The sequence below is a fragment of the Streptomyces huasconensis genome (assembly GCF_021028635.1).
In the GTDB taxonomy this organism is placed as follows: domain Bacteria; phylum Actinomycetota; class Actinomycetes; order Streptomycetales; family Streptomycetaceae; genus Streptomyces; species Streptomyces huasconensis.
This window is the reverse complement of record NZ_CP086119.1, coordinates 3,796,212-3,808,776: the sequence shown is the minus strand read 5'-3', so window position 1 is coordinate 3,808,776 and position 12,565 is coordinate 3,796,212. Positions and strand designations below refer to the sequence as shown.

Below are 12,565 nucleotides of genomic sequence, written 5' to 3'. Positions count from 1 at the left end.
AGTGGGGAGAGGGGGACAGGAGGGAGACGGGGCACAGGAGGGGCCATGGGGGAGGGGACGCGTCGGAGGCGGGGGATGGGGACGCTAGACCGCCATGCCGTACACGATGGTGAAGAGTGTGCCGAGCGAACCGATGATGAAGACTCCGGTCAGACCCGCGATGATCAGGCCCTTGCCCTGTTCCGCGCTGAAGGTGTCGCGCAGCGCCGTCGCGCCGATGCGTTGCTTCGCCGCGCCCCAGATGGCAATGCCGAGACAGAGGAGGATGGCGATCGCCATCACGACCTCGATCATCACGCGTGCCTCGTTGCCCAGGCTCCCGAAGGGACCCCAGTCGGGGGCGATCCCGCCGATGATGGTGGTGATGTCGCCCTTTTCGGCTGCCATAAGCATGTGTAACTCACCGCCCCTAGTGGGTTGTTCTGCCACCTCTGCCTACCTCGGTGCAGAGGACAGCTCATTGTCGCCGACAATCGCCCCTGCGGATGACGCCTTGACGCCATTCGTTGGCCGACTTCGTACGGTTCCTCGTGCGTGAGGTCTGGTCACTCTGTGTATCACGCGGTAGGACCCCGGGCAATGACGGCCGGGCGTGCGCCTGACCAGGACTTCTGGGGCGGGGGCCTGACGGGTGCTCATAGGGGTGCGAGACGTCGCGTGTCGGCGGTTGCCAAGGTGCCGGGGGCGGTCCGCAGGTGTTTGAGCGGGGAGATGGTGTCGCAGTACCGCTCTGCAGCGTCCGAGCCGGGTTGGGCCGTCGAGGGTGGCGACGATGTGATTGATGTCGGCGGGATGGTCGAGGAGCATCTCCTTGACCACCTCGTACGTGGAGGGGCTGCCCTCCTGCCGTACTCGGCGGCCGTGCTTCGCGCCGTCGGCGGCGCCGTCCACGTCACCGGGCAGCGCCAGCGCCACGAAGAGCAGCCGCCATCGGAGCTCAGCAGAGCGCGGGCGGCAGCCATCGGTGCGACGGGATGTAGACATGCAGGGCGGCGTATTGCGCCTAATTGCTCTATGGGTGGGAGAAGTCGGACACCCGTCAACCGCGCGGGGGCCGACTGCCACCGTCCGCTTTGGCGAGAGCTTCCATTTCGAGGAGGGGGTCCTCGAAGCTGACGTTCTCGGCGATCTGGTGCAGCAGGCTCCGGTACTCCGCGCGCCGGCGTACGGCGGTGGTGCCGAGCGTCAGTACCACCAGGCGTTTGCCGTCCGGGTGAGGGAGGTGGGCGAAGACCTGGAGCACGGGGTTCTGGGGGAGGCCGGAGTCGGCGTTCGGGGTGCGGACGGTCTCGCTGAAGCTGGCCGGTCCGCAGGGGAGTTCGAGGTACTCGATGTTCGTGTGGCCTTCGGCGCCTGCGATGGCTCGGGCGGCGGTGACGGCGGGTGCGGTGGGGGCGATGTCTCGCCAGGACACGGTGAAGAGGGAGAACAGAAACCCGCCGCCGGCCTCGCCGTCCTTGTCGGGGGCGGAGATGTCGTCGCGGTGCAGGCCGATGGCGCAGTGAACGGTTGTGGCCTCGACCAGGGCAGCCAGCAGCTGCCGGACTAGCGCGAGCTGCCCCAGGAACCGTTGGCGAACGATGTCGTTAGGAGCGGAATCCAGGAACGGCTTGAAGGCTGCATGCACCGTGTCGTCGCCGGAAGGGCCTGGTCGGGTCAGTAGCGCGCCGACGGGTAGCGGGGCGAAGCCAGTTGGTTCGGCGAACCAGAAGTGGGCGTCCGGGGTCTTGGCAGAATCGTCGATGATGAACCTAGGCGAATTCAACGGGGTGTCCCCCTCTTGCGGAGCGCATCTGCAGGCGGGATGAATCCGGCAAGCCGGGCCTGTTCCTGGTCCGCAGGGGTGGCGCCCCAATCGGTGAGGGCCATGTCGGGGGCTCTTCTCAGGCGCTGACTGAGAATCATCATGCGGCGAGGCGCCAGCCCGCTCCGACTGGGCGCAGCAATGAGACCGATCATGCGGGGGTCCCCGGCGAACCAGATCGTTTCAATCTGAACCTTCAGCTCAGGCTTGGCGCGGGGAGCCATGCGCCGGTGCCACCAGGTCACGCGCGGGTGCTTGGCGAATACCAACGGCAGGCGCTGCTCTGGCCGGGCGGGGTTGGGGAACTCGAACCATCCGAACTGGTTGCCTTGAATCTCGGGATTCTTTGTCAAGCCGTTCGGGACGTCCCGGAGTACCTGCCACGGGTATCTCTGCAGGATGCGCCGCATGCGCAGAGCTGTAGGGATGTAGCTCAACTGAACGAGCATGCGCCATGGGCTGTAGATCCAGTACGGCATGAAGATCCATACAGCCCAGTTGGGCGTCTTGAGTGAGATGCCCAGCAGCGCGATCCAAACGCCGATCCATCCGATCAGTCCTGCCACGTCTTTGAGTACGAGCAGATTCCAGGCGCGACGTGTCGGCGGATGGTCCCACGCGGTGGCGAAGTCGGTAGGGTTCACAGGGTCACTCTTTCTGCAGAAAAGACGTCAGGAGAAGAGGTAGCGCGCGGTAGCCGGGAACCCGGGAATGTCGATACCGAGCCGTGTGCCGTCGATTCCGGTCCCGACTTCGCCCCTGCGCTCGTCGTCGTCGAACAAGCCGTACCCCGCAGTCACAAGGCCGATGCCGCTCGAAGCCTTGGACACGCTGTCGGTCCATACCTGTGGATTCGCAGACCAGCTGAACACACGTTGCAGCAAGGGATTGCCCAGGTTGCTGACCTCATCGGCCTGCTCTGAAACGGCTGTGCCGTATTTGGCCATTTTCTGCCCGAGGGACAGAACCTCGCTGCCACCGCGGATCGTCGTGGTGGCTTCGATGCCTCCTCTGGCGGCGGCTCCGAGACCAGGCACCATGCCCAGCGTGTCGGCGCCCACCGAAACCAGGTTGCTGAAGAAATCGGCGTCGAACTCACCCTTGGTGAGTCCGTCCCACAGGGATGCCCGCACCGTCGGGTCCGACATGCGGGTAACCAGTGCCCCTGCGCTGAGAAGCCCTGCCCCTACCAGGAGAATGGGAAGCGCGATGGGGCCGGTGAAGATCAGGGCCGCCAGCGCCAGAACCCCGGCAACCGCGCTGAGAATGTCCGGCAGGTTCTCCTCGACCCACTCGCACGCCTTCTCGAACCACCCCGGCTCGTGCGGCGCCAGTTTGGCCGTCGCGTCGCGGATCTTTTCCGCGCGGTACTTCGACCGCTCCGCGTGCTCGCTCTGCAGACTCCGTGCCCTGCCCAGAATCCGGTCGAGTTCCGCCTGTGCGTCCTCGACCTTTCCGTCGGCGAGCTTCAGGGCCTTCTTCGCGTCGTCCTGATGTTTTCCCTTCTTGTCCAGGTCGGGGTCGGCGCCGGCGGTCTCGGCGTGCCCTTTCGCCGTTCTCAGTGCCTCGCGGGCGTTCTTGGCCTTCCCGTTCAGCTCCCTCGCGCGGCGCTGGAAGTCGTCGAGGTCCCGTTCCCAGCGCTCCAGCTGCTTCGCGGCCTTTTCGATGGACCGCGCGGCGTTCTTGAGGTTCAGGGAGAGCGGTCCCTCATCGATGGCCTCGCGGAACGCCACGGCCGCGTCGCCTTCCCAGTAACTGCCGTCCATCAGCTTGGTGACCACCTTGCGGGTGTCGCGGAGGACGGTGACGCAGCTGTCCAGCTTCTTGTGCAGAGCCTTTACGGTGTCGCAGTCGCCGGGTGCGGGGTCGAAGCCGAGGTCCGGGTAGTTCGCGGCGCTCGTCACTTCGGGATCTCCACCGTGTCGTCCTTGGTCTTCCCGGACTTGTTCATGGCTTTCGTCAACGCCTCTTCGACTTCCATGAAGGCGTTCTTGTTCTGCTCGATGATTTTGGAGAGATCCTCCGTCTGCTCACCGATCTGCTCCGCGCCGTACTTCCAGTCCTCCTGGAAGTCCTCACAGGCCTTGTCGAGGTCGTCCGTCCCCAGTCCGCCGACCGTCGCGTCGGCCAGGGCACCGCGCAGCCCCTTCAAGGACGTGACGGACCCGTCGAGCAACTTCATGAACTGTTCGAGTTCGACCGCGTCGACTCTGAGCTTCTCGGCCACTGCTGTCCCCGCCTTCGGTCGGTCACCTGTCGTCTCGGGCTCGATGTCCACTGTGGCGTCAGTGGACGGCGGGGATCGGGACTTCGGCGGGATTCGTGCGTGCGAAGCGGCAGAAGCAGAGCGCGGCCCCGGCTGCCAGACCGCGTCGGGGGGGCGAGCGGGGCGGGTCAGCCCGCCGGGGAGTCGCTGACCTTGCCGACCGGGCTGATGGACAGCTTCGTGCCGGACGGGGCGTCCGGGTTGTCCACCGGGAGGGAACCGGCGGGCCAGGCGATGGTGACGGTCTTCGTCTCGTTCGGCGGGGTCACCAGGATCTTGGCGATACGTACGCCGGAGCCGCCGCTGTTGTTGATCGGGAACGTGATGTTGAAGGCGGCGGACTCGCCGTCCTTGAGGACGGCGGAGTGGGCCTGCTCGCCGTTGCGGCCGACGGACAGCGTGTCGCCGGTGGCCGACTTCAGGTTGACGCCCGCGTAGCCGTTGATGGTGCAGTCGCGGCTGCCGCCGTTCTTGAACACGACGGTGACGATGCCCTCGGTCTTGTCGGTGCTGTTGTCGTGGGCGGTCACCTCCAGCTCGTCGCTGCGGCAGATGCCTGCCTTGCCGTTCTGGTCGGCTCCGGTGCCCCCGGTAGTGCTTCCGCCGCTGCCGCTGCCGCTGTCCGAGCCGGCGCCGTCCGACCCGGTGCCCTCCGAGACCGCCGTCGGCTTCGTGCCGGCCGACGAGGAGGCGTCCGCGCCGTCGTCGCCGTTGCACGCGGTGAGCGAGAGCGCGCCGAGGAGCGTGAGGCCGGCGAGCAGGGTCTTCGAGGCGTGCGTGAGCTTCATGGGGTCCCCCGTGAGGTGCGTGGTGTCGTCCGGTACGGCGTATGTGTCGTACGTCGTTACGGGGCCGTCGTTCCGGCCTGGCCCTCAGCGAAGCCGTCCCCGGCCGGTGGGGGCAAGGAGCGCCGGGGCATCAGGGACACTGGAATGCTTTCAGGGGGTCTGACCTGCGGATATGCCTGTTCTATGGAACGTCGTCCTGGGACGGCGGGCGGGCGGGTGGACGGGCGGTCGGGTGGACGGGCGGGCCGGTGGTCAGCGTTCGGCGCGCGGTGCCCCGTACCAGCGCCATGTGGTCAGGCGTGCGCGGCCGGGGAGTTCGCCGCGGCCGGTCGCCCACAGGAGCGTGGGCCAGGGGGGCGTGTCCGTCGGGGCGTCGGGGAAGAGGCGGTGCAGGACGCGGGCGCAGAGGGCGGCGGGCGGGTCCCACGTGTCGCCGATGCCGAGTCCGTTCGCGATGTCGTACGTGTGGACGAGGGTCTCCACGACTCCCATGGCGGCGAAGCCCTCGGGGTCCGAGGCGCCGAAGCCGTGGTGGGCGCGGACGGTCGGCGGGGTGGTGGCGACCATGGCGGTCAGCAGGGCGCCGCACGCCTCCACGACCTGGAGCAGTCCCGCGGGGCCGGCCGCGGGGTCGGCGAGGGTGACGTTGGCGGGGCCGCCGGGCGTCCGGCGGACCCAGTGGAAGGGGACCTCACGGTCCAGCGGGGGATGTTCCGGGCCGAGTTGGGCGGCGTAGGCGAAGAGGTCGTCCGCCAGGTGCTCACCCGTCTCCCAGCAGTCCCACTCCAGCCCGCCCGCCTTGGCGCCCCAGTCGGCGTCGTCCGGTGCCCCGCGCAGGGTGGCGACGGCGAGGCGGACGGCGCGGGTGACGTCGTCGGCGGTGACGGGAGCGGTGTGTTCGCTCAGCGGTTCCGAGGTGTCAGACATGGCCGGACGGTAGCAACTTCGGGCTGCGGTGGCTCAGGACGGCGGCAATTGCGGCTCAGGACGGTGGCACTGACGGGATGCGCTCTTGAGGTCGTTTCAGCCTTCTGTGCGTGGTCGGGGAGCGGTCAGCGGTTGACGGATTGGATCTCGCGTACGACGACGTCCTGCGTCGTACCGAACTCGCCGGGGGGCAGGTCGCCGCCCTGGCCGTTCGTGCTCGTCCAGCTGACCTTCCAGGTGAGGGTGGTCTTCAGCTCGTACGAGCCGTCGCGCGAGGACCGCAGGTACCGCACGCCGCACGGCGGGTCCGTGTCCACCGGGGTGCCCTTGTCCCGGGGCGTGCCGATGCGGTCGTCCTCGATCGGGCACTCGCCGGAGGAGGGGTACGTCTCGGCGTCCGACGTGCCCGGGTCGATCTTCAGGGCGACCGGCTCGGCGGTCGTCGTCGCGGAGAGGCCCGTGCCGGGCAGGGTCGCGGTGACCGAGATCTTCTTGAACCTGGCCTTGTCCAGCCAGGCCCACGTGGGCAGGTTGACCTTCGTCTCGCCCTCGGGTGCCAGTTCGACCTCGGTGTCCGGGACGGGGAGTTGTCCGTACGCGTACTCGGCGAGGATCTTGGGCGTGACCGCGAGCGGTTCCTTCGGGGTCTCGCCGTCCTGCACCCAGAACGGCAGCTTGTCGCAGGCCTTCGCCTCCGGCTCGTCCTTGCGGTCGTCGTCGACGGCCGCCGCCCAGAATTGGCCTTCGCCCTGTTTGTCGAGGTTGTAGTTCTTGTACGGCTTGCTGTCTTTGAAGTACGAGTCGAAAACCCCTCCCACGGCGCCACCGATACCGAAGAACCCGATCTTTCGGATCGCCTTGACCGTGGCCTCGATCTGCTTCGGCGTGTACGCGGGTTCGTACCAACAGGCCGGCGGGTCCCAGTTGCTGTTGGCGGGAGTCAGCGTCCCGGTCTTCGCGGGCTGGGGGCTGCCTTCGACCCTCGGAGGTCCTTGGGGTACGTCGTCCGATGAAGCTCGCGTTCTTCTTTCGGAATCCTTGGATGTAGTCCGCCGCCGACAAACGGGCATCGCCCGTCCCGTAGAACTTCAGCGCGGGGTGGTCGCCGGATTCGACGACGGTGGCTTCGATCAGGGAGTTGACCCACCGCTCATTGTCCGCAAGCACCGCATCCTTCTTGGGATCACCCGTCTTCCCGCCCTCGAAGACGTTCTTCACGTCCTTGGGGAGCTTGATCTCAGGGCGGTCGATCCCGTCCTCCGAGGCCTTCGGGGACGGGGACCTGTTTCTCTGAGTACCCGAGTCCGCGCCCGCGATCTTCTCGCTGTCCTTGGACCCTCCGTCGCCTCCTCCGCAGGCGGAGAGCGTCAGGGCCGCGGCCGTGGTCGGGGCGGCGGCTGCGAGCAGGGCGGGGCGGCGGTTCACGGTCGGCCCCTGAGGGTGGGGCGTTCGCTGGAGTGAAGCAAGCTATCCAAGGGGGGCGGGTGGTTCCAGCGAGGGGGCGCCGGGTGGATGCGGCCTGGCGCTGTCGTACGCGGCCTCTACACTGAGCGGCGGCGGAGCGGACTCCCGGTGGGTGAGGGGTGGTTGACGGTGCGTAAGGCGTGGCTGGTCGCTTCCGTCGGGATCGGTGGTGCGCTCAGTTTCATCGCGCTGCTCGTCGTCGGGACCTACGTGGCCGCGGGCAGCATCGCGAGTGGCGCGAGCGGTGGGGCCGTGGGGCTCGCCAAGGGTGCCGTGCCCGCGATGTACCAGCCCCTCGTGCAGAAGTGGGGCAACCTCTGCAAGGCCATCAACCCCGCGCTGCTCGCCGCCCAGCTCTACCAGGAGAGCGGATGGAACCCGCGCGCGAAGAGCCCCGCCGCGGCGCAGGGGATAGCGCAGTTCATCCCGGGCACCTGGGCCGCGCACGGCGTCGACGGCGACGGTGACGGCGACCGGGACGTGTGGGACCCGAAGGACGCCATTCCGTCCGCCGCCTCGTACGACTGCAAGCTCGCCGGGTATGTGAAGGACGCGCCGGGGGACCCGACGAAGAACATGCTCGCCGCGTACAACGCGGGCGCGTACGCCGTCCTCAAGTACGGCGGGGTACCGCCCTACAGCGAGACGCAGAACTACGTGAAGACGATCACCACGCTCTCCAAGAGCTTCGCCCGGCCCGTGGGGCGGGTGGCGCCCTCGCAGCAGGCCGCCGGGGCCATCGCCTTCGCGCAGAAGAAGCTCGGCACCCCCTACCTGTGGGGCGGCAACGGCACGCCCGAGCAGAACGGCCGCTTCGACTGCTCCGGTCTGACCCTCGCCGCCTACCGCACCGTCGGCGTCACGCTGCCGCGCGTCGCCAACGACCAGTACAACGCGGGGCCGCACCCCAAGCGCGAGGAACTGCTCCCCGGGGACCTGGTCTTCTTCTCGGACGACCTCACCAACTCGCGCGCCATCCGGCACGTCGGGATCTACGTCGGCGGCGGGTACATGATCAACGCCCCGCGGGCCGGTGCCGTCATCCGGTTCGACCCGATCGACACGCCCGACTATTTTGGCGCGACTCGTGTCACGGACGAGGGCGCGGCGGCGCTCCCCGACAAGCCTGCCTCGGCCTGAGGAGGCCGCAGGGGGGCGCTGAGGGGCGCGTGCGAAGGCGTGCGCACGGGGTGATGTGGCTTGAACCGTCCGTTAAAACACTCCCCCTGAGCTGCGGTGATGTGTCTCTCTTCGGTAACGTCTGGGTGATCTTTCGGTGGAGAGTGGAACGTAGGGGTGGGGGACGGGCGTTCCCTTGACTGGACCGACCACGGGGGTTGATGGAAAGGGCGCACAGAAAGGTGCGTCCGTGGGCTAGGAGACAAGGGGCCGCAGCGCCATGGCTGGACTCGATGAATCCGGGTCGAACCCCGACGTCGGCTTGCTCTACGACATCAACGGCCTGACACAGGAGACCCCGCACTGGCTCGACCGCGCCATGGCGTTCGTCGGGGAGTACGGCCTGCTGCTCGCCCTCGTGCTGCTCGTGGTGTGGTGCTGGTGGGGCCAGCGGAAGCGGGGCACGCTCGAGGACGCCGCCTCGTCCGTCGCCGCCGTCGTGTGGGCGCCGCTGGCCGCCGGGATCGCGGTACTCGTCAACGTCCCCATCCGGGGCTTCGTGGAACGGCCGCGGCCCTTCCGCGACCACGCCGGGCTCCACGTCCTGGTCGAGGGCAAGGACGACTTCTCCTTCGTCAGCGACCACGCGACGCTCGCCATGGCCATCGGCGCCGGACTCTTCGTCGCTCACCGCAAGTTCGGCTTCGTCGGCCTCGGGCTCGCCGCCCTGGAGGGCTTCTGCCGGGTCTTCATGGGCGTGCACTACCCCACCGACGTCATCGGCGGCTTCGCGCTCGGCACGGCCGTCGCCCTGCTCCTGTCCCCGCTCGCCATGGCGCTGCTCACGCCGCTCGCCAGGGCGGTCGGGCGCTCCCGGCACGTGGGGTGGCTGGTGTGGGACCGCAGGGTCGCGCCGGTGGCCGCGCCGCTGAGCGAGCCCGCCGAGCCCGCGCGGGCCGCCGCCGACCCGGACGAGCGGGACCTCGCGGCCTGACGTTCCACCCGGTGTCGCGGAGGTTCAGAGCGCCTGCGGGAAGTCGAAGAAGCGGTTCGGGTCGTACTGCTTCTTCAGCTTCTTCAGGCGCGGCGCCGCGTCTCCGTAATACGCCTCGCGCCAGTTCGTCAGCGTGGCGTCCGTGTAGTTCTGGTACGCCGCGCCGGACGCGTACCGCCCCATCGCCCCGTGTGCCTTTTTCAGCCACGCGCGTGCCGGCGCTCCCGATGTGCCCGCGCGCCACGACGCGATGTACTGCGCCAGCATCCGCGAGCGGCGGTGCACGAAGGCCGTCGCCGTCGGGTCGACGCGGTTGATCGCGCCGCCGAGCGCGGTCAGCGCGATGCTGCCGGCGCTCGCGCCCGTCACGTTCTCGACCTGGGAGAGCAGCGCGCGGATGCCCGCCGCGGAGAGGGAGCGGTCGAAGAAGTCCGAACTCGCCGCGTACGTCTCGCGCTTGAGGGCGCCCTGGGGGCTGCGTCCCGGTGTCGCGCCGGGCAGGTGACACTGGGCGTCGGTGACGAACGACGAGCAGCCCGCGTACACCTCCATCGCCTCCTCGTACGTACGCCGCTTCAGGGAGACGCTGCGCGCGGAGGCGCCGACCTTGTGGGCGAGGCGGTCGACGGCGTTCTGCAGCTCGCCGTACGTGCCCAGCGAGAAGCAGGCGACGGAGACGGTCGGGGTGCCGCCCGGGGTGTTCGCCAGGTGCAGGGACGACCAGATCTCGTCCGGCTGGTCGGGGCCCCACGCCTGCCACGCCTTGACGACCGCCGCCGCCTTCGACCACGGCCAGGACATGTACGCGGAGACGGCCTGGGGCGCGGTGTGCGTGCGGTAGGACAGCTCGGTGACGACGCCGAAGTTGCCGTTGCCCGCGCCGCGCAGCGCCCAGAAGAGGTCCTTGTGCTCGGTCTTCGAGGCGGTGAGCTGCTTGCCGTCCGCCGTGATGATCGTCGCGGAGGTGAGGCTGTCGCAGGTCAGGCCGTACGCGCGGGAGACCACGCCGTGGCCGCCGCCGAGGGTGAGGCCCGAGATGCCGACGGTCGGGCAGGAGCCCGCGGGGATCGTGACGCCCTTCGCGGCGAGCGAGCGGTAGACATCGATCAGCTTGGCGCCCGCGTCGATCGTGGCGGTGGTCCCGCTCGCCCGTATCCTGCTCAGCTTCGACACGTCGATGATCAGCCGGCCGGTGCCGGAGGACCAACCCGCGTACGAGTGGCCGCCGTTGCGGATCGCGACCGGGGTGCGGTGGGCGCGGGCGTAGGTGAGGGCGGTGCGTATGTCGTCCTGGTGCGCGACGTACGCCACGGCGGTGGGCTTCAGGTCGTCGAAACGCGTGTTGTACAGCTGCCGGGCCGCCGCCCACTTGGCCTCGCCCGGCCGTACGAGGGTGCCGTCCAGGTCCCTGGCGAGGGCCGCGAGGGTCGCGGGGGCGCTCGCGGCGGCGCTGGCGCTCCGCAGGGCGGTGTCGCGTCCGCCGTGGGCGCGTGGCGTCGCCGCGCCCGCCTGTGAGCCGCCGCTCGTGCAGCCGCCGACCGTCGTCGCGGCCAGTGCGGCCGCCGTCGTACCGATGAACGTACGTCGTTCCATGACGCCTCCCGTTGCTTCCCGGAGAACGAGACGGTGCGCGAGGCGGGCGGGTTCCCCTAGGGGGACTCCTCATGTTCGGCGGCGTCCGTGCGGGCCTTGCTGCGGGCCCTTCGGGCGGGGCCGCGCCAGCCGCAGGAGCACTGGGCGGACATGAAGCGGCCCTTCTCGACCGTCGACGTGCTGTGGGAAGCGAGGTCGGATATGAGATCGGGTGTGCGGCGGTGGGGCGTGAGGTCGGCTGCGAGGTCCGTTGCGAGGTCTTCCTGATCGGCCACCCGGCCACGGTACCGACCCCGGGTGAAGCGCCGGGAGCCGTCGCCGGTACCGGCCCCCCGCGTGACGGCTCAAGGCACCGGTCGTTAGGGGAACGACGGGGGAACGACGGGGGATCGACAAGCGCGGGACCGCTTGGAGGCAGCCAGGATGGGGCAGCAGCGCAGGCACAGGGGCCGAGCGAGCGCCGCGGTCGCGGTGGCGGCCGCGGGGCTGATGGCCACCGCCACCAGCTGCTCCGGCGGGGCCGCCGCCGACGGCAGCGGCGCCGAGGCGCCGGGGAAGGCCGCGCACGCCGGGGACGCGGTGCGGCGCTCCGCCGACGCCCTGGTCCGCGCGGGCACGGCCAAGGCCCGTACGTCCATGGAGATGGCCAGCGGCGGGACGCGCGTGACCGTCCGGGGCGCGGGCGTCTACGACTTCCGGGACCAGCGGGGGCGGTTCGAAGTGGTCCTGCCGCAGGACCCCGCAGGGGGGCGGGCGCGCCGGCCGATCACCGAGCTGATGGCCGGCGGGGCGCTCTACATGAAGAACCGCGGGGCCGGTGTGCCCGCCGACAAGTGGGTGCGGATCGAGACACGTTCGCTCTCCGACGGCAATCTCGTCACCGGTGGGGCGACGGACCCCCTCGCGGCGGCGGAAGTGCTGCGGGGGGCGCGGGACGTGACGTATGTGGGGGAGGAGCGGGTCGCCGGGACCGAGGTGCGGCACTACCGCGGCGTCGCCGATCTGCGGGCCGCGGCGAAGGGGGCTTCCGCAGGTCAGCGCGGTGCGTTGGAGGTGGCGGCGGGGAAAGGGTTCAGCAAGGGGAGCGTGCCCTTCGACGTGTACCTCGATGAGCGGGGGCGGGTGCGGAAGCTGCGCCAGCAGTTCACCGTGGCCAATGCCGATGTGGCCTCGACCACGCTGCTCTACGACTTCGGGGTGCCCGTAGGGGTGCGACTTCCGGCCGAGGAGGACATCTTCGCCGGGAAGATCGCCGCGCCCTAGTCGCGTACGGCCGGTGGAAATGGTCCGTCCGTGCCATGCGCGGTGTGTAGGCCGCTCCCTACTCTAGGAAGTCGGTACGGGGGCAGGGTCATGATCAGGAAGAGGTGATGTACGTGGCTCCGATGCGTGGTGGTACGGCGGTTCAGGACCACGTCGCCCTCGCCGAGATCGAGCTGTGCGGCGACCTCATCATCGCGGCGAGCGCGGCGGCCGAGCGGTTGAGTTCTGACCGGATCGACGAGGTGCTGGGGGTTTTGGAGGGGCGCGAAGGCGGGCCGCCGGCGGATGAGCGGTCCTAGCCTGCGGGGGCCTGGCGGGGCCTTGGGGGTGTTCTGTTCGCCGCTGCG

At 69.4% G+C, this 12,565-nt stretch carries 14 protein-coding genes; 4 read left to right on the top strand and 10 right to left on the bottom strand.

Features of this window, described 5'->3' with window-relative positions:
• Window positions 1-84 precede the first annotated feature (84 nt).
• The 8 genes from J2N69_RS17340 to J2N69_RS17305 form a co-directional block, all read right to left on the bottom strand.
• The gene (locus J2N69_RS17340) at window positions 85-393 is read right to left on the bottom strand and encodes a hypothetical protein (protein ID WP_055570172.1); all 309 of its coding nucleotides are present in this window, start codon (window positions 391-393) and stop codon (window positions 85-87) included.
• A 646-nt stretch (window positions 394-1,039) separates the two neighbouring features.
• Window positions 1,040-1,627 carry a hypothetical protein gene (locus J2N69_RS17335; RefSeq protein WP_230901599.1) on the bottom strand — a complete coding sequence of 196 codons (588 nt, stop codon included), beginning with the start codon at window positions 1,625-1,627 and terminating at the stop codon, window positions 1,040-1,042.
• A gap of 134 nt (window positions 1,628-1,761) precedes the next feature.
• Window positions 1,762-2,448: a hypothetical protein gene (locus J2N69_RS17330; RefSeq protein ID WP_230901598.1), complete on the bottom strand. Its 687-nt coding sequence runs from the start codon at window positions 2,446-2,448 to the stop codon at window positions 1,762-1,764.
• A 27-nt stretch (window positions 2,449-2,475) separates the two neighbouring features.
• Window positions 2,476-3,708 (bottom strand): PspA/IM30 family protein, encoded by a 1,233-nt coding sequence (locus J2N69_RS17325; RefSeq protein ID WP_230901597.1) that lies wholly within the window; start codon window positions 3,706-3,708, stop codon window positions 2,476-2,478.
• Entirely contained in the window at window positions 3,705-4,082 is a 378-nt protein-coding gene (locus J2N69_RS17320) for a hypothetical protein (protein ID WP_230901596.1), read from the bottom strand. The genes J2N69_RS17325 and J2N69_RS17320 overlap by 4 nt, the downstream gene beginning before the upstream one ends.
• A 116-nt stretch (window positions 4,083-4,198) precedes the next feature.
• Window positions 4,199-4,858: a DUF4232 domain-containing protein gene (locus J2N69_RS17315; protein WP_230901595.1), complete on the bottom strand. Its 660-nt coding sequence runs from the start codon at window positions 4,856-4,858 to the stop codon at window positions 4,199-4,201.
• A gap of 252 nt (window positions 4,859-5,110) precedes the next feature.
• On the bottom strand, window positions 5,111-5,785 hold the full coding sequence (locus J2N69_RS17310) for a hypothetical protein (protein WP_230901594.1): 675 nt from the start codon (window positions 5,783-5,785) through the stop codon (window positions 5,111-5,113).
• A gap of 125 nt (window positions 5,786-5,910) precedes the next feature.
• A complete protein-coding gene (locus J2N69_RS17305) occupies window positions 5,911-6,603 on the bottom strand; it encodes a hypothetical protein (RefSeq protein WP_230901593.1) in 693 nt (230 codons plus the stop codon).
• Between the two features lie 775 nt (window positions 6,604-7,378).
• Between J2N69_RS17305 and J2N69_RS17300 the strand changes: the two genes are divergently transcribed.
• Window positions 7,379-8,389: a C40 family peptidase gene (locus J2N69_RS17300; protein ID WP_272595826.1), complete on the top strand. Its 1,011-nt coding sequence runs from the start codon at window positions 7,379-7,381 to the stop codon at window positions 8,387-8,389.
• A 259-nt stretch (window positions 8,390-8,648) separates the two neighbouring features.
• Entirely contained in the window at window positions 8,649-9,362 is a 714-nt protein-coding gene (locus J2N69_RS17295; protein ID WP_230901591.1) for a phosphatase PAP2 family protein, read from the top strand.
• A 24-nt stretch (window positions 9,363-9,386) separates the two neighbouring features.
• On the opposite strand, the gene J2N69_RS17290 is transcribed toward J2N69_RS17295, so the two are convergent.
• Both J2N69_RS17290 and J2N69_RS17285 read right to left on the bottom strand, forming a co-directional pair.
• Window positions 9,387-10,955 (bottom strand): FAD-binding oxidoreductase, encoded by a 1,569-nt coding sequence (locus tag J2N69_RS17290; protein WP_230901590.1) that lies wholly within the window; start codon window positions 10,953-10,955, stop codon window positions 9,387-9,389.
• Between the two features lie 56 nt (window positions 10,956-11,011).
• On the bottom strand, window positions 11,012-11,230 hold the full coding sequence (locus J2N69_RS17285) for a hypothetical protein (RefSeq protein WP_230905030.1): 219 nt from the start codon (window positions 11,228-11,230) through the stop codon (window positions 11,012-11,014).
• 148 nt (window positions 11,231-11,378) lie between these two features.
• Between J2N69_RS17285 and J2N69_RS17280 the strand changes: the two genes are divergently transcribed.
• Together J2N69_RS17280 and J2N69_RS17275 are read left to right on the top strand one after the other, a co-directional pair.
• A complete protein-coding gene (locus J2N69_RS17280; protein WP_230901589.1) occupies window positions 11,379-12,218 on the top strand; it encodes an SCO4651 family lipoprotein in 840 nt (279 codons plus the stop codon).
• A 107-nt stretch (window positions 12,219-12,325) separates the two neighbouring features.
• Window positions 12,326-12,517 (top strand): hypothetical protein, encoded by a 192-nt coding sequence (locus J2N69_RS17275; protein ID WP_230901588.1) that lies wholly within the window; start codon window positions 12,326-12,328, stop codon window positions 12,515-12,517.
• The last annotated feature ends 48 nt before the right edge of the window (window positions 12,518-12,565 follow it).